Annotated in this window: 18 protein-coding genes; 10 read left to right on the forward strand and 8 right to left on the reverse strand. The window is 65.2% G+C overall.

All coding sequences use genetic code 11. The features are described 5' to 3' along the window. Positions 1-84 precede the first annotated feature (84 nt). The 4 genes from nadB to radC form a co-directional block, all read right to left on the reverse strand. On the reverse strand, positions 85-1671 hold the full coding sequence (gene nadB / locus C5O79_RS08870) for an L-aspartate oxidase (protein ID WP_122474262.1): 1587 nt from the start codon (positions 1669-1671) through the stop codon (positions 85-87). A 160-nt stretch (positions 1672-1831) separates the two neighbouring features. Further along, positions 1832-1999, reverse strand: a complete 168-nt coding sequence (gene rpmG, locus C5O79_RS08875) for a 50S ribosomal protein L33 (RefSeq protein ID WP_006478046.1) — start codon at positions 1997-1999, stop codon at positions 1832-1834. A 17-nt stretch (positions 2000-2016) separates the two neighbouring features. Beyond that, positions 2017-2250: a 50S ribosomal protein L28 gene (gene rpmB / locus C5O79_RS08880; RefSeq protein ID WP_004186391.1), complete on the reverse strand. Its 234-nt coding sequence runs from the start codon at positions 2248-2250 to the stop codon at positions 2017-2019. Positions 2251-2487: 237 nt separating this feature from the next. Continuing rightward, positions 2488-3261, reverse strand: coding sequence for a DNA repair protein RadC (radC, locus tag C5O79_RS08885; RefSeq protein ID WP_122474261.1), 774 nt, complete (start codon positions 3259-3261; stop codon positions 2488-2490). Here radC and C5O79_RS38800 point away from each other — a divergent pair. From C5O79_RS38800 to C5O79_RS08925, 9 genes are all read left to right on the forward strand, one after another. Beyond that, positions 3260-3385 (forward strand): hypothetical protein, encoded by a 126-nt coding sequence (locus C5O79_RS38800; protein WP_256093565.1) that lies wholly within the window; start codon positions 3260-3262, stop codon positions 3383-3385. The genes radC and C5O79_RS38800 overlap by 2 nt on opposite strands. Positions 3386-3396: 11 nt before the next feature. Then, positions 3397-3852 (forward strand): peptidylprolyl isomerase, encoded by a 456-nt coding sequence (locus C5O79_RS08890; protein WP_027786673.1) that lies wholly within the window; start codon positions 3397-3399, stop codon positions 3850-3852. Between the two features lie 2 nt (positions 3853-3854). After that, positions 3855-4835: a 4-hydroxy-3-methylbut-2-enyl diphosphate reductase gene (gene ispH, locus C5O79_RS08895; RefSeq protein ID WP_046544594.1), complete on the forward strand. Its 981-nt coding sequence runs from the start codon at positions 3855-3857 to the stop codon at positions 4833-4835. 269 nt (positions 4836-5104) lie between these two features. Next, positions 5105-5779 (forward strand): amino acid-binding protein, encoded by a 675-nt coding sequence (locus tag C5O79_RS08900; RefSeq protein ID WP_046544595.1) that lies wholly within the window; start codon positions 5105-5107, stop codon positions 5777-5779. A 211-nt stretch (positions 5780-5990) separates the two neighbouring features. Next, on the forward strand, positions 5991-6941 hold the full coding sequence (locus tag C5O79_RS08905) for a branched-chain amino acid ABC transporter permease (RefSeq protein WP_006478051.1): 951 nt from the start codon (positions 5991-5993) through the stop codon (positions 6939-6941). An 18-nt stretch (positions 6942-6959) separates the two neighbouring features. Continuing rightward, positions 6960-8129 carry an ABC transporter ATP-binding protein gene (locus C5O79_RS08910; RefSeq protein ID WP_039368160.1) on the forward strand — a complete coding sequence of 390 codons (1170 nt, stop codon included), beginning with the start codon at positions 6960-6962 and terminating at the stop codon, positions 8127-8129. Between the two features lie 23 nt (positions 8130-8152). After that, positions 8153-8929 (forward strand): ABC transporter ATP-binding protein, encoded by a 777-nt coding sequence (locus C5O79_RS08915; RefSeq protein WP_011352945.1) that lies wholly within the window; start codon positions 8153-8155, stop codon positions 8927-8929. After that, positions 8929-9645 carry an ABC transporter ATP-binding protein gene (locus C5O79_RS08920; RefSeq protein ID WP_122474260.1) on the forward strand — a complete coding sequence of 239 codons (717 nt, stop codon included), beginning with the start codon at positions 8929-8931 and terminating at the stop codon, positions 9643-9645. Before C5O79_RS08915 ends, C5O79_RS08920 begins: the two co-directional genes overlap by 1 nt. 273 nt (positions 9646-9918) lie before the next feature. Further along, complete coding sequence (locus C5O79_RS08925; protein WP_047852536.1) at positions 9919-10590, forward strand: DUF2278 family protein; 672 nt, start codon at positions 9919-9921, stop codon at positions 10588-10590. Positions 10591-10614: 24 nt separating this feature from the next. Here C5O79_RS08925 and C5O79_RS08930 read toward each other — a convergent pair whose 3' ends face one another. The 3 genes from C5O79_RS08930 to C5O79_RS08940 all read right to left on the reverse strand — a co-directional run bounded on the left by C5O79_RS08930 (position 10615) and on the right by C5O79_RS08940 (position 13593). Next, on the reverse strand, positions 10615-11070 hold the full coding sequence (locus tag C5O79_RS08930; RefSeq protein ID WP_122474259.1) for a GNAT family acetyltransferase: 456 nt from the start codon (positions 11068-11070) through the stop codon (positions 10615-10617). 13 nt (positions 11071-11083) lie between these two features. Then, positions 11084-12268, reverse strand: coding sequence for an acetylornithine transaminase (locus tag C5O79_RS08935; protein ID WP_071334868.1), 1185 nt, complete (start codon positions 12266-12268; stop codon positions 11084-11086). Between the two features lie 293 nt (positions 12269-12561). After that, complete coding sequence (locus C5O79_RS08940) at positions 12562-13593, reverse strand: CDP-6-deoxy-delta-3,4-glucoseen reductase (protein WP_039368138.1); 1032 nt, start codon at positions 13591-13593, stop codon at positions 12562-12564. Positions 13594-13700: 107 nt separating this feature from the next. Here C5O79_RS08940 and C5O79_RS08945 point away from each other — a divergent pair, with 107 nt between their 5' ends. Further along, entirely contained in the window at positions 13701-14738 is a 1038-nt protein-coding gene (locus C5O79_RS08945) for an NAD-dependent epimerase/dehydratase family protein (RefSeq protein ID WP_122474257.1), read from the forward strand. Here the strand turns inward: C5O79_RS08945 and C5O79_RS08950 are convergent. After that, positions 14721-14906, reverse strand: coding sequence for a hypothetical protein (locus C5O79_RS08950; protein WP_047852533.1), 186 nt, complete (start codon positions 14904-14906; stop codon positions 14721-14723). The two genes, C5O79_RS08945 and C5O79_RS08950, sit on opposite strands and share 18 nt — an antisense overlap. Between the last annotated feature and the right edge of the window lie 47 nt (positions 14907-14953).

Here is a 14953-nt window from a genome sequence, read left to right on the forward strand (position 1 = left end):
GCCGGTGATCACAAAAAAAGCCGTTGGCGCGCAAACGCCAACGGCTTTTTTCCTGTGCAGCGGCAGCCGGGAAGGGCGTGCCGCTCAGCGACGGGCGCGCGGCGTGAGTACGCTCGGCAGCGCCTTCGGCAGCGAGTTCGGCCAGTCGCGGCTGTAGTGCAGCCCGCGGCTCTCGCGGCGCGAGTGTGCGCTCTTCACGATCAGGGTCGCCACGTCGACGAGGTTGCGCAGTTCGAGCAGGTCGCGCGTCACGCGAAAGTTCGCGTAGTACTCCTGGATCTCGTCGCGCAGCAGCGACAGCCGGTGCTTCGCGCGTTCGAGGCGCTTGTCGGTGCGCACGATACCGACGTAGTTCCACATCAGGCGGCGCAGCTCGTCCCAGTTGTGCGCAACGACGACTTCCTCGTCCGCATCCGACACGCGGCTTTCGTCCCACGCGGGCAGCGTGGCTGGCGTTTCGGCATCGAAGCCGCCCGCCTCGATCGCTTCGGCCGCGGCACGGCCAATCACGAGACATTCGAGCAGCGAGTTGCTCGCGAGCCGGTTCGCGCCGTGGAGTCCCGTGTACGACGTTTCGCCTACCGCATACAGGCCCGCGAGATCGGTTCGCCCGGCGAGGTCGGTGACGACGCCGCCGCACGTGTAGTGCGCGGCCGGCACGACGGGAATCGGCTCTTTCGCGATGTCGATGCCGAATTCGAGGCAGCGCGCGTGGATCGTCGGGAAGTGTTCGCGCAGGAACGCTTCCGGCTGGTGGCTGATGTCGAGATACACGCAGTCGATCCCGCGCTTCTTGATCTCGAAGTCGATCGCGCGCGCGACGATGTCGCGCGGCGCGAGTTCGGCGCGCGGATCGTGCGCGGGCATGAAGCGCGTGCCGTCGGGCAGCTTCAACAGGCCGCCTTCGCCGCGCACGGCTTCGGAAATCAGGAACGACTTCGCGTACGGATGGAACAGGCAGGTCGGGTGGAACTGGATGAATTCCATGTTCGACACGCGGCAACCTGCGCGCCACGCCATCGCGATGCCGTCGCCGGTCGCGGTGTCGGGGTTCGTCGTGTACAGGTAGACCTTGCCGGCGCCGCCCGTTGCGAGCACCGTATGCGGCGCCTCGATCGTGATCGTGCGGTCGTTGTCGACGTCGAGCGCGTACAGGCCATGACAGCGGCGGCCGGGCAGGCCGAGCCGGTCCGACGTGATCAGGTCGATCGCGTGGTGGTTTTCGAAGAACGTGATGTTCGGGTGCTGGCGCGCACGCGCCGACAGCGTGGCGAGCACCGCATGGCCGGTCGCGTCGGCCGCGTGGATGATCCGGCGATGGCTATGGCCGCCTTCGCGCGTGAGGTGGAAGCCGAGCTCGGCCGCGTCGTCCTTCGTGAACGGCACGCCCTGCGAGATCAGCCATTCGATCGCTTCGCGGCCGTGCTCGACGATATAGCGCGTCGCGCCTTCGTCGCACAAGCCGCCACCGGCGACCAGCGTGTCGTCGACGTGGTTCTCGATGCTGTCCGCCGAATCGAGGACAGCCGCGATGCCACCTTGCGCGTTATCGCTCGCGCCCTCCATCATCGACCGTTTCGCGATCAGCGCGACACGTCGCGTGCTGGCCAGGTTGAGTGCGACCGACAGCCCTGCCAGGCCGCTGCCGACGATCGCCACGTCGAATTTCATGCTGCATCTCCATCGTTACGCTTTTGATCTTGTGCGTTCCGGCGGCCGTGGCCGCGGAAAGGGGAGAGCATACCGCGTCGCGCCGGAGCGTGCGCGCAAAACAAAAAGCCCCGCATGTGCGGGGCTTTTCGGTCGCCGTCAGGCTAGCAGAAACCGGAGATTACTTGATCTTGGTTTCTTTGTATTCAACATGCTTGCGGACGACGGGATCGAACTTCTTGATCGCCATCTTTTCCGGCATGTTGCGCTTGTTCTTCGTGGTCGTGTAGAAGTGACCCGTACCAGCGGTCGACTCAAGCTTGATCTTGTCGCGTGCGCCTTTTGCCATGATTGTGCTCCTTGGGCTTAGGCTTCGCCGCGTGCGCGCAGGTCAGCGAGCACGGAATCGATGCCGTTCTTGTCGATCAGGCGCAGGCCGGCGTTCGAGACGCGCAGGCGCACCCAGCGGTTTTCGCTCTCTACCCAGAACCGGCGGTTTTGCAGGTTCGGCAGGAAGCGGCGCTTCGTCTTGTTGTTGGCGTGGGAAACGTTGTTGCCGCTCATCGGCGCTTTCCCAGTTACTTGGCATACGCGTGCCATGAGAGCACTCCTAATACGCTAAATTCGGGGTTCGATCGCCGATGAAGGTTCCATCGTACCGCCACGTGATCCATGGCTGCACTCAGAACGCCGAAGCCCTTACAGACAAGGCCCTTCGATGGCTAGAACTGGTTGGAAAAAAGACAGACGGCGATTCTAGCAGAAAAAGTTCAGAAAAATCAAACCTAATTTCGCATCACCGTTGCGGCGCCCTTGGGCGGGCCGCAACCGCACAGTCTACATCCAACCGGCCCGTGCGAACGAAAAAGTATCACTGGTGCCGATCACGACGTGATCGAGCAGCCTGACATCGACGAGCGCGAGCGCATCGTGCAGCACCCGGGTCAGGCGGCGATCTTCCGCGCTCGGCTGCACCGCGCCCGACGGATGGTTGTGGGCAACGATCAGTGCGGCAGCGTTGTATGCCATCGCGCGGCGCACGATCTCGCGCGGGTAGACGGCCATGCGCGTCAGCGAGCCGCGTGTGATTTCCTCCATGTCGATCAGGCCGTGGCGCGCGTCGAGGTAGACTGCGGCGAACACTTCGTACGGACGCCCGCCGATCTTCAGCCGCAGATAGTCCTCGACCGCGCCGGGTGAATCGATCGGCTTCCTCTCGTGCGCTTTCTCCTTCAGCATGCGACGCGCGATCTCGATGACAGCAACCAGCCGCGCGGAGCGCGCGGGGCCGATGCCGGGGTGCGCCTCGAAATCGCCGGTGGTCGCCTCGAGCAACCCGTGCAACGACTTGAACTGCTTGACCAGGGCGCGGGCGGTGGTGAATACATCGTGCCCGGGCTTGCCCGTGCCGAGCAGCAGGGCGACCAGTTCGTCGTCGGTGAGCGCCGCCGGCCCGCGCTCCAGCAATCGCTCGCGCGGCCGCTCGGGCCGCCAGCCGCGCAGGTGGCGCTTGCGCCGGTGGATCGGGATGACGCGGCCGGGCGGATCGGCCGGCAGATCGGTGCTGTCGCGGCATTCGACGGGCGGCAAGGCTGGGCAGGGTGACAGCATGCTTGAAACTCCATTGGCGGCGGGCAGTGTGCGCGACGTCGTCGCACTTTCCGCCTTGCGCGCTCAGGTGACTTACAATATTGGTTTTGCGCCGGGCCTTTCGGCCGTATCGGGCGCCGACTGAACGAGTAATTCATGAGCCTCATCGATCTATCCGAAGTGAAGCCCGGTTCCCACGTCACATTGCATTACCGGCTGGCACTCGCCGACGGCGCCGATATCGTCAACACCTTCACCGACAAGCCGGCCACGCTGCTGCTCGGCGCGGGGCAACTGGCGCCGTCGCTGGAACAGATTCTGATCGGCCTCAGGGTCGGCGACCATTCGACTTTTCAGCTAACCCCCGAACAGGGGTTCGGTCCCCGCAATCCCGACATGCTCCAGCGCGTGACGCTGTCGACGCTGCGCGAGAACGGGATGGTCGGCGACGATTTCACGCCGGGCGAACTGATCGAGTTCAACGCGCCGGACGGCGGCCGATACGCGGGGGTGCTGAAGGAAGTCAGCGAGACCTCGGCGCTGTTCGACTTCAATCATCCGCTCGCGGGCCAAGCGCTCACGTTCGAAGTGAAAATCATCGGAATCCTGTAATCATGAGCACCACCGATACGCTGTCCGGGCAGACCGTCGCCGCCGATGCCGAAATCCTGCTGGCCCAGCCGCGCGGTTTCTGCGCGGGCGTCGATCGCGCGATCGAGATCGTCGAGCGCGCCATCGCGATGCACGGTGCGCCGATCTACGTCCGTCACGAGATCGTCCACAACAAGTACGTGGTCGAGGATCTGAAGAAGAAAGGCGCGATCTTCGTCGAGGAACTCGAGGAAGTGCCGGCCGGCAATACCGTGATCTTCAGCGCGCACGGCGTGTCGAAGGCCGTGCGCGACGAGGCCGACGTGCGCGGGTTGCGTATTTACGACGCAACCTGCCCGCTCGTCACGAAGGTGCACGTCGAAGTGGCGAAGATGCGCCAGGACGGCGTCGACATCGTCATGATCGGGCACAAGGGCCATCCGGAAGTCGAAGGCACGATGGGGCAGGTCGAGCGCGGCATGCATCTCGTCGAGAGCGTCGAGGACGTGCAGAAGCTCGAGCTCGCCGATCCCGAACGCATCGCGCTCGTCACGCAGACGACGTTGTCCGTCGACGACGCGGCCGAGATCATCGCCGCGTTGAAGGCCAAGTATCCGAAGATCCGCGAGCCGAAGAAGCAGGACATCTGCTACGCGACGCAGAACCGCCAGGACGCCGTGAAGTTCATGGCGCCGCAGTGCGATGTCGTGATCGTCGTCGGCAGCCCGAACAGCTCGAATTCGAGCCGCCTGCGTGAAGTGGCCGAGAAGCGCGGCGTGGACGCGTACATGGTCGATGCGCCTGAACAGATCGATCCGGCATGGGTCGCAGGCAAGCGTCGCATCGGCGTGACGGCCGGCGCGTCGGCCCCTGAAGTGCTCGCCCAGGCCGTGATCGCGCGGCTGCGCGAACTCGGTGTGCGCAATGTGCGCGCGCTCGACGGCATCGAGGAAAACGTATCGTTTCCGCTGCCGCGCGGGTTGAACCTGCCGCCCGCCGCCTGATTGCCGCATCGCACCCGCGGAACACCGAAGCGCGCCTTACGGCGCGCTTTTTTTTGCCTGTCGAAATCGCAATCGCAACCATTATTCGGATGAATGGTGCAACCAGGTTGCTCTGCGCGCTTCCAAGCGTCTCTCAAAATTGGTTGCAATGCAGGAAAACCCCATCGAATCAGGATTATTGGCGTCCTATAAATGGAGTTACAATGCGCCCGTTTTCAGGCCTGAATGGCTTTGAAATCGGATTTTGGCAAGGCGCGGGAGACCACTCAATGCATGTGAAGTCGGCTTACGCCATGTCCGTCGCCGCACCGGTTGCAATGCTTGCCGGCTGCAGTAAAAAGAGCGACGACGAGGCGGGGGAGGCTGCGGCGTTTGCGGCACCGCCGGCCAGCGGCGTGCGCGTCGCCGGAACCGGTCGTGCAGCACCGTTCGCGTGCCGCACCGCGCAATTGGGCAAGGACAAGGGAAACGGGGCACGTTTGGCGATCGAGGAAATCAACGCGTTTGGCCTGGCGAACGGCCAGGCTGCGGGCACGCAGGTTGCAGCACAGCAGGCCGCCGGTCGTGGCGTGACAGCGACCGTGCGCGCCGATCGACGCAGGCCGGCCAGGGTGCCCGGCGATGCGGGCAGCGTGCCGATGTCGCCGGTCCCCTTTCATTTCGATTCGACGAAACAGCGCGTTGCCGCGAGCAATGATGTCGCGGCGCGCGGTCTGGTTCGTACGATGGATTCCGACGCAGTCCTGACGAATGTCGGGTGCGGTGTTCGCGGTGCCTTGCGAGGCAACGCGGCACGGAATCCGATCTGCCCGGGTGCGGGGCTTGCCTCGCACCGGACAGGAAAAGGCACGGATGCCGGGCAACCGGACGATGGCCGTCTCGGCATGCTGCCCTACGACTTCAAGGAGGCCACGAACACCGTCCTCGATGTCGTGACGATTTAGCGACGGGACTCATGACGGCACCGGAACAGTGCGGTGCCGTTTTTGTATCCGCTCCGGCGGCAGGTCCGGCCGTACAGGCCGGGCCGCGCGCGCCGGGACGATCCACCCTTACCGGTATCGACTAGTACCCGCAGTGTCGCCGAGAAGGCGCGATTCCTCGCTTACCCGCGGGGCGCAACGTCCTCCGGCAGCACGGGCCAAGGAGCTTTAAATGGATATTTTCGTCCAGCAGGTTCTCAACGGGCTGGTGCTCGGCAGTGTCTACGCCATCATCGCGTTGGGCTACACGATGGTGTACGGCATTCTCGGCATCATCAACTTCGCGCATGGCGACGTGCTGATGATCGGCGCGATGGTCGCCCTGTCGGCCATCACCGTGCTGCAGAACCATTTCCCCGGACTCGGCAACGTCGCGACACTGACGATCGGCCTGGGTATCGCCGCAGTCGTCTGTGCATTCGTCGGCTTCACGATCGAACGGGTCGCCTACCGGCCGCTGCGTCGCGCACCGCGCCTCGCCCCGCTGATCACCGCGATCGGCGTGTCGATCCTGCTGCAGACCGCCGCGATGATCATCTGGTCGCGCAACCCGCTGCCGTTCCCGCAATTGCTGCCGACCGATCCGATCAACGTGATCAAGGCAACGGACACGACGCCCGGCGCCGTGATCTCGGTGACTGAAATCGTGATCATCGCGGTGGCGTTCATCGTGATGGGCGGCCTGCTGCTGCTCGTGCACAAGACCAAGCTCGGCCGCGCGATGCGCGCGATCGCCGAAAGCCCGAACACCGCGAGCCTGATGGGCGTGAACCCGAACTTCGTGATCTCCGCGACGTTCATGATCGGCTCCGCGCTCGCCGCGCTGGCCGGCGTGATGATTGCATCCGAATACGGCAACGTGCACTTCTACATGGGCTTCATCCCCGGCATGAAGGCATTCACGGCCGCGGTGCTGGGCGGGATCGGCAACCTCGGCGGTGCGATGGTCGGCGGCGTGCTGCTCGGCCTGATCGAGCAGCTCGGGGCCGGCTATATCGGCAACCTCACGGGCGGCGTATTCGGCAGTAACTACCAGGACGTGTTCGCCTTCGTCGTGCTGATCATCGTGCTGGTGTTCCGTCCGTCCGGCCTGCTGGGCGAACGTGTCGCGGATCGCGCGTAACGGAAGGGAGCAAACAACATGACATCCATTCAACCGATCGAATCCTCGACGTCGCTCGTCGAAGAGCGCAACACCACCAAGACCGTCATCATCGGCCTCCTGACCGCGGTCTTCGTGATCGCGGCGCCGATCATCATCGGCTCGGCCGGCGGCAACTACTGGGTCCGCGTGCTCGACTTCGCGATGCTGTACGTGATGCTCGCGCTGGGCCTGAACGTGGTGGTCGGCTTCGCCGGCCTGCTCGACCTCGGCTACATCGCGTTCTACGCGGTGGGTGCGTACACGGCGGCATTGTTGAGCTCGCCGCACCTGAGCTCGCAGTTCGAGTGGATCGCGGCGCTCGCGCCGAACGGGCTGCACATCCCGTTCCTGATCATCGTGCCGATCGCAATGGCGCTGGCGGCGACCTTCGGGATCCTGCTCGGCGCGCCGACGCTGCGCCTGCGCGGCGACTACCTGGCGATCGTGACGCTCGGCTTCGGTGAAATCGTCCGGATCTTCATGAACAACCTCGACCGTCCGGTGAACATCACCAACGGCCCGAAGGGGATCACGGGCATCGATCCGGTGCACATCGGCGACTTCAGCCTCGCGCAGACGCACTCGCTGTTCGGGATCCAGCTGCCGTCGGTCTACATGTACTACTACCTGTTCGTGCTGTGCTCGCTGCTGGTGATCTGGGTGTGTACGCGCCTGCAGCACTCGCGTATCGGCCGTGCATGGGCGGCGATCCGCGAAGACGAGATCGCGGCAAAGGCGATGGGCATCAACACCCGCAACGTGAAGCTGCTCGCATTCGCGATGGGCGCGTCGTTCGGCGGCCTGTCGGGTGCGATGTTCGGTTCGTTCCAGGGCTTCGTGTCGCCGGAATCGTTCACGTTCTGGGAATCGATCGTCGTGCTCGCATGCGTGGTGCTCGGCGGCATGGGCCACATCCCGGGCGTGATCCTGGGCGCGGTGCTGCTCGCGATCTTCCCGGAATTCCTGCGTTCGACGATGAGCCCGCTGCAGCACGCGCTGTTCGGCCACGACGTCGTCGATACGGAAGTGATCCGTCAGGCGCTGTACGGCCTCGCGATGGTGGTCATCATGCTGTACCGCTCGGAAGGCCTGTGGCCCGCGCCGAAGCATGAGGACAAGATCGCGAAACTGGCGAAGCGCGCCAGCAAGAAGCCGGTGCGCGCTTAACCTACGGACAAGGGGATACACACATGAGCGACAAACAAATCCGACTGTCCGTCAAAGGCGTGAACAAGCGCTTCGGTGGCCTGCAGGCGCTGTCCGACGTCGGCCTCGAGATCAAGGAAGGCGAGATCTATGGCCTGATCGGCCCGAACGGCGCCGGCAAGACGACGTTCTTCAACGTGATCACGGGCCTCTATACGCCGGACTCCGGCGAGTTCAAGCTCGACGGCACGGAATACAAGCCGACCGCGGTGCATCAGGTCGCGAAGACGGGCATCGCGCGCACGTTCCAGAACATCCGCCTGTTCGGCGGGATGACGGCCCTCGAGAACGTGATGGTGGGCCGCCACGTGCGTACCAAGCACGGGCTGCTCGGCGCGGTGTTCCAGACGCCGGCCGAGCGCCAGGAAGAGCGCGAGATCAAGGAACGCGCGATCGAGCTGCTCGAATACGTCGGCGTGCTGCAGTACGCCGACTACACGTCGCGCAACCTGTCGTACGGCCACCAGCGCCGTCTCGAGATCGCGCGCGCACTGGCCACCGACCCGAAGCTGCTCGCGCTCGACGAGCCGGCGGCCGGGATGAATGCGACCGAGAAGGTCGAACTCACGCGCCTGCTCGACAAGATCCGCTCGGACGGCCGCACGATTCTCCTGATCGAGCACGACGTGAAGCTCGTGATGGGGCTGTGCAACCGGATGACGGTGCTCGATTACGGCAAGGTGATCGCCGAGGGTCTGCCGCAGGACGTGCAGAAGAATCCGAAGGTGATTGAGGCATATCTCGGCGCAGGGGTGCACTGATGGCAGCGGCAATGTTGAAAATCAAGGGCTTGCAGGTCAACTACGGCGGCATCCAGGCCGTCAAGGGCGTTGACATGGAAGTCCGCCAGGGCGAACTCGTGACGCTGATCGGCGCGAACGGCGCAGGCAAGACCACGACGATGAAGGCGATCACGGGTCTCAAGGCGTATTCGGCCGGCGACATCGAGTACGAGGGCAAGTCGATCAAGGGCATGCCGACGCACGAGCTGCTCAAGCGCGGCCTCGCGATGGTGCCGGAAGGCCGCGGGATCTTCGCGCGGATGTCGATCGTCGAGAACATGCAGATGGGCGCGTACCTGCGCAACGACAGCGAGCAGATCAAGAAGGACGTCGACCGCATGTTCGGCTTCTTCCCGCGCCTGAAGGAGCGTGCGACGCAGCTCGCGGGCACGCTGTCGGGCGGCGAGCAGCAGATGCTGGCGATGTCGCGCGCGATTCTCTCGAAGCCGAAGCTGCTGCTGCTCGACGAGCCGTCGATGGGGCTGTCGCCGATCATGGTCGAGAAGATCTTCGAAGTGGTGCGTGAAATCTCGAAGGAGGGCATCACGGTGCTGCTCGTCGAGCAGAACGCCCGCCTCGCGCTGCAGGCGGCCGACCGTGGCTACGTGATGGATTCGGGCACGGTCACGATGGAAGGCGATGCGAAGCAGATGCTCGACGATCCGAAGGTGCGTGCCGCTTACCTGGGTGAATGAGTGAGTGAATGAGCGGGCCCGCGGGCGCGCGACGGCAGATGCCGGGCGCGTCGCACACGGGCTTTCGAAAGGCTGTCACGGGATGCCGTGACAGCCTTTTTTTCGTGTCATGCGATTCCGGTCGAACTTGTGCGTGCGAGCGCGACTCCATTCGACTGTCGGGCCGCATACGCGGCGCGGGAACGGTGGGGGCGGCCGCTCGTTACCGGTCGCCTGCCAACCGTCACACGGGCCGCGTAGCATCGACGGCCGATCGGCACACGGAGAGCACGCATGAGTCTGGACTACGGTTTCGTGAAGGCGAAGGTGACATCGGTGGCGAAGCTGAAGGGCTCGCCGCACGGCAGCGAGATCCAGTATCACATCCACCTGACGCTGGCGCTGCCCGGAGGCGACTGGGACGTCGCGATCAACGTCGGCACCAACGACGCGGACGACCTGCTGAACTACAAGCTCGTCTACGATTTCCACCATCCGATCACGCAGACGCTCGCGGCCGCGGCCGAAGGCTATACGGACCTGACGGGGCAGGCAGCATTGCCCGCGCTCGACTACCTGCGCAGCGACATCCTGAACGAAACGGGCGCATGGCGCCCGAGCGCCGTGATGGACGGTACGGAGCATCAGGAGCCGATACCGTCGCTGCTGCGGCTGGTGAACGCCGCACAGTCGCAGGGGCTCGACGTCGTCGTGTTCGGCCGCTCGTATTCGGAAGGCAACGGCATCCACGACACGCACATGAACCAGGGTTCGACCGGCTCGAACTATCTGCACCGTGCGGGCGACGACCACAACGATCACAACGACATCTGGCAGGACGGCGCGCTGATCGTGCGCGTGAGCGATACGCAGTGGGCCGCGTATTTCGCTGCATTCGAGCGGCAGGCCGTGCCGACCGACGCGCTCGGCAATCCGCTGCCGGGCGCTGGGCCGATCACGCGCTGAAGTGGCGGGCTGCCGGCCTCTGCTTCACGAGGCCGGCAGCGTCTTGCCGAACGAGATGCGTTCCTCGACGCGATAGCCGAGCGCCGCGTAGAAGCGGCACGCATCGTCGTTGCCGGGCAGCACCTGCAGATTGATCTTCAGGCAGCCGCGTGCGGCGAGCGCGCGTTCCGCATGCGCGATCAGCGCGCGGCCGATGCCGAGCCGGCGTGCGTCGTTTGATACGCCGAACGAGTAGAGCCAGCCGCGATGTCCGTCGAAACCCGCCATCAGCGTGCCGACCACGCGGGCGCCGCTAGTTGCGACGAAGAACAGTTCCGGCTGCGTCGCGAGCTTCAGCTCGATCGATCGCAGCGGATTGCGGTGCGGCGGCGCATCCGCGTCTTCGTACTGCGGGAACGCGTCGCGCCATACCGCGAGCACGGCATCGGTGTCGGCGCGTTCGAACGGGCGGATTGCGACAGCATCGGCGGCGGCATCCATCGGCGGGCTCTCCTTAGAGCGTGTCGAGAACCGACCGCAGCATCGCCATCATCTGGTCGATTTCCTCGGTCGTCACGTTCAGTGCGGGCATGAAGCGCAGCAGGTTCGGCCGCGCGGCGTTCAGCAGCAGGCCGTCGGGCTGCATGTCGCGCGCCTTCTCGACGATCTGCGGGCCGATGTCCTTGCCAAGCAGCAGCGCGCGCAGCAGGCCTTCGCCGCGTTCGCCTTCGAAGCCGCGCTCTTCCGACAGCTCGAGCAGCTTGCGCTTCAGGTATTCGCTGCGCGCCCGCACACCTTCGAGGAAGCCCGGTGCGACGAGCTGCGAGATCACCGAGTAGCCGACCGCCGTCATCAGCGGGTTGCCGTTGTATGTGCCGCCCTGGTCGCCGGCCTCGAACACCGCGAACTCGGCTTTCGACAGCAGCGCGCCGAGCGGGGCGCCGCCGCCGATGCCTTTCGCGAGCGTCATGACGTCCGGCTCGATGCCGGACAGCTCGTACGCGAACAGCGTGCCCGCGCGGCCGCAGCCGCTTTGCACTTCGTCGACGATCAGCAGCAGGTTGTGCTGCTTCGTCAGCGCGCGCAGCGCCTGCATGAATTCACGCGTGGCCGGAATCACGCCGCCTTCGCCCTGGATCGGCTCGAGCATCACCGCGACGGTCTTGTCGGTGATCAGCTTCTCGACCGAGTTGATGTCGTTCAGCTCGGCCTTCGGGAAGCCCGGCACCTGCGGTGCGTAGATCGTGTCCCAGCCCGGCTTGCCGCTGGCCGACATCGTCGCGAGCGTGCGGCCGTGGAAGCTGTGGTCGAACGTGATGATCTCGTACGCGCCGTTCTTGAACTTGCGGCCCCACTTGCGCGCGAGCTTGATCGCGCCTTCGTTCGCTTCCGCGCCGCTGTTCGTGAAGAACACCTTGTCGAACACGCTGTGCTGCGTGAGCAGGCCCGCGAGCTTCGCCATCGGTTCGTTGTAGAACGCGGGCGACGGGTTCAGCAGTTTTTCGGCCTGCGTCTTCAGCGCGTCGACGATGCCTTCGTTGCAGTGGCCGAGGCTGTTGACGGCCCAGCCCTGGATGAAGTCCAGATAGCGCTTGCCCGTGTGATCGTAGAGCCACGAACCCTTGCCGTGCGTAAACACGATGTCGGGGCGGTTCGTGATGTACATCAGCGAGTCGATCGGATAATCGTTCAGGGGCATGGCAGCAGACTCCAGCGGACGTTGAAAGGGAAACAGGCAACAAAAAAGCCACGGAAGGCCGTGGCTGGTGGGTCGAACAGCTTGTGCGTAACCGGTGAAGCGGTGTGGGGGTTACGCGCGAGTCCGTGACGAGCCGGCGGCATCCGGGCGGAGCGGCGAGCGGCGACGTCGAAGGGCGGACAGGAAGCGGTTCATGTGCGCAAGCATAAGGCATCCCGCGCCTCACTGTAAACCGGCGCGATGCCACGGATGTGACATCGCGGCGCGCCGTGCCGTACGCGGGTGCGCGGGCCTCAGACCGGATGCGCGAGATCGGCGGCGCTCGTGAACGAGTCCGCATAGAACTCGTCGGCCGGCAGTGCGTGGTGCTGCGTGAAGTCGCGCTGCGCGGATTCGACCATCACCGGCGCGCCGCACGCGTACACCTGGTGACCCGACAGATCGGGCAGGTCCTCGATCACCGCGCGATGGACGAAGCCGGTGCGGCCCGTCCATTGATCGCCGGCGTCCGGCTCGGAGAGCACCGGCACGTACTTGAAGTTCGGGATCTCGCGTGCCCACTGCTCGGCGAGCTCGCCGAGGTAGATGTCCTTCTTGCGGCGCGCGCCCCAGTAGAGCGTCATCGGGCGCGTGATGCCCGTGTGCTTCACGTGCTCGATGATCGCCTTGATCGGCGCGAAGCCCGTGCCCGATGCGAGCAGCACGATCGGCTTGTCGGAATCCTCACGCAGGAAGAACGTGCCGAGCGGGCCTTCGAAGCGCAGGATGTCGCGCTCCTTCATCGCGCCGAACACGTGGTCGGTGAACTTGCCGCCCGGCATGTGGCGGATGTGCAGCTCGATCGGGCCTTCCTCGTGCGGCGCATTCGCCATCGAGTAGCTGCGGCGCGAGCCGTCCTTCAGGATGAATTCGACGTACTGGCCCGCGAGATACTGCAGGCGTTCATTGGCGGGCAGTTGCAGCTTCACGACCATCACGTCGTCGGCCTTGCGCTCGAGCGCGGCGATCCGGCACGGCAGCTTCTTGACCTGCACGCCGTCGACGCCGGCGATTTCACGCACGTCGATTTCGAGATCGCATTGCGCCTTCGAGCAGCACAGCAGCGCGAGGCCGCGCGTGCGTTCGTCGTTGGACAGCGCCGACGCGGCGTGCGGGCCCTGTTCGATCTGGCCCGACACGATCTGGCCCTTGCAGGAGCCGCACGCGCCGTTCTTGCAGCCGTACGGCAGATGGACGTTCTGGCGCAGCGCGGCCGCCAGCACGGTTTCATCCGACTCGACCTGGAATTGCCGGCCGCTTTGCTTGAGAGTGACGTTGAATGCCATAGAACCAAACTAGAACAAAATGGGGGGACCGTGCATGTCGGGCACGGCAGCTACAATGCAAACCCGTTGCGCGTCGCGCAACGGTGGCTACTGATTTCGCAACCAACATGATCGCGACTCGAATCCTGCGCCGGCCGCGCGCACTGATCGTCGGCTGCGGCGACGTCGGCATGCGCTGCGTCGCGCAATGGCGCGACACGCGCCGCAACCTGCGGATCTTCGCGCTGACGAGCCACCCGGCCCGCCGCGACGAACTGCGCGCCGCGGGCGTGACGCCGATCGTCGGCGACCTCGATCGCCGGGCGACGCTTGGCCGCCTCGCGGGCCTGGCCCGCACGATCCTGCATCTCGCACCGCCGCAGTCCGATGGCCGCGACGACCGGCGCACGCGTGCGCTGATCGCCGCAACGACCGTGCCTGCGCGACGGCCACCGGTACCGCCGGCATCGGCGGTCGGCCGGCTCCGCACACTGCGGACCGCTACCCGACAGGCCGGCGCGCCCGTTCGGGCAGCGCGTATTGTACCCGACGGCCTTCGTGCGCCGAGGCTCGTCTACGCCAGTACGACGGGCGTTTACGGCGATTGCGGCGGCGCGCGCATCGACGAAACGCACCCGCTGCGCCCGGCGAATCCGCGCGCGTTCCGGCGCGTGTCGGCCGAGCGGCAACTGCGTGCCGCGACGGTGCGCGGTGTGCTGTCCGCGCGCATCGTGCGCATTCCGGGCATCTACGCGGCGAACCGCCTGCCGATCGCACGGCTCGAGCGCGGCACGCCGGCACTCGAGCCGGCCGACGACGTCTACACGAACCACATCCACGCGGACGATCTCGCGGCGATCCTGCGCCGCGCGGTCGAGCGCGGCAAGCCGGCACGCGCCGTGCACGCGTCGGACGACAGCGAACTGCGGATGGGGGAGTATTTCGACCGGGTCGCGCAGGTGCTCGGCCTGCCGAGGCCGCCGCGCGTCAGCCGCGCGGACGCCGAGCGTCAGCTCGAACCGACGCTGCTGTCGTTCATGCGCGAGTCGCGGCGCTTGTCCAACGCACGGCTCAAGGCCGAATTGTGCGTGACGTTGCGGTACCCGACCGTAGACGATTTCCTTCAAACGCTCGCGCCGGGCAGCGCATCAGGTGAGCGCCGGTAACGCTTCGATCAGCAGGAAGCACAGCAGCGCGCCGATCAGCGCGCCAATCAGGTTCGGATGATATTTGTGCTTCATGTGCATCGTGGCCAGCAGCCCGCCGATCACGATGACACCGATGACCGCGAACGCGATCATCACGGACGACAGTTCAAAAGTATGGTTGCTCATGGTGCCTCCCCCTGCATCGCTGTTCTCTTACAGCTTGTGATTTCAGT

The organism is Burkholderia sp. SRS-25 (assembly GCF_004343765.1).
Classification (GTDB): domain Bacteria; phylum Pseudomonadota; class Gammaproteobacteria; order Burkholderiales; family Burkholderiaceae; genus Burkholderia; species Burkholderia contaminans.

Bases quoted from the DNA above. Each gene is read 5' to 3' on its own strand.
- nadB (WP_122474262.1), bottom strand. From the start codon at position 1,671: ATGAAATTCGACGTGGCGATCGTCGGCAGCGGCCTGGCAGGGCTGTCG.
- C5O79_RS08920 (WP_122474260.1), top strand. From the start codon at position 8,929: ATGGCAGCGGCAATGTTGAAAATCAAGGGCTTGCAGGTCAACTACGGC.
- rpmB (WP_004186391.1), bottom strand. From the start codon at position 2,250: ATGGCACGCGTATGCCAAGTAACTGGGAAAGCGCCGATGAGCGGCAAC.
- C5O79_RS08935 (WP_071334868.1), bottom strand. From the start codon at position 12,268: ATGCCCCTGAACGATTATCCGATCGACTCGCTGATGTACATCACGAAC.
- C5O79_RS08915 (WP_011352945.1), top strand. From the start codon at position 8,153: ATGAGCGACAAACAAATCCGACTGTCCGTCAAAGGCGTGAACAAGCGC.
- C5O79_RS38800 (WP_256093565.1), top strand. From the start codon at position 3,260: ATGCTTGAAACTCCATTGGCGGCGGGCAGTGTGCGCGACGTCGTCGCA.
- C5O79_RS08900 (WP_046544595.1), top strand. From the start codon at position 5,105: ATGCATGTGAAGTCGGCTTACGCCATGTCCGTCGCCGCACCGGTTGCA.
- C5O79_RS08940 (WP_039368138.1), bottom strand. From the start codon at position 13,593: ATGGCATTCAACGTCACTCTCAAGCAAAGCGGCCGGCAATTCCAGGTC.
- ispH (WP_046544594.1), top strand. From the start codon at position 3,855: ATGAGCACCACCGATACGCTGTCCGGGCAGACCGTCGCCGCCGATGCC.
- C5O79_RS08905 (WP_006478051.1), top strand. From the start codon at position 5,991: ATGGATATTTTCGTCCAGCAGGTTCTCAACGGGCTGGTGCTCGGCAGT.
- C5O79_RS08890 (WP_027786673.1), top strand. From the start codon at position 3,397: ATGAGCCTCATCGATCTATCCGAAGTGAAGCCCGGTTCCCACGTCACA.
- C5O79_RS08925 (WP_047852536.1), top strand. From the start codon at position 9,919: ATGAGTCTGGACTACGGTTTCGTGAAGGCGAAGGTGACATCGGTGGCG.
- C5O79_RS08950 (WP_047852533.1), bottom strand. From the start codon at position 14,906: ATGAGCAACCATACTTTTGAACTGTCGTCCGTGATGATCGCGTTCGCG.
- C5O79_RS08930 (WP_122474259.1), bottom strand. From the start codon at position 11,070: ATGGATGCCGCCGCCGATGCTGTCGCAATCCGCCCGTTCGAACGCGCC.
- radC (WP_122474261.1), bottom strand. From the start codon at position 3,261: ATGCTGTCACCCTGCCCAGCCTTGCCGCCCGTCGAATGCCGCGACAGC.
- rpmG (WP_006478046.1), bottom strand. From the start codon at position 1,999: ATGGCAAAAGGCGCACGCGACAAGATCAAGCTTGAGTCGACCGCTGGT.
- C5O79_RS08910 (WP_039368160.1), top strand. From the start codon at position 6,960: ATGACATCCATTCAACCGATCGAATCCTCGACGTCGCTCGTCGAAGAG.
- C5O79_RS08945 (WP_122474257.1), top strand. From the start codon at position 13,701: ATGATCGCGACTCGAATCCTGCGCCGGCCGCGCGCACTGATCGTCGGC.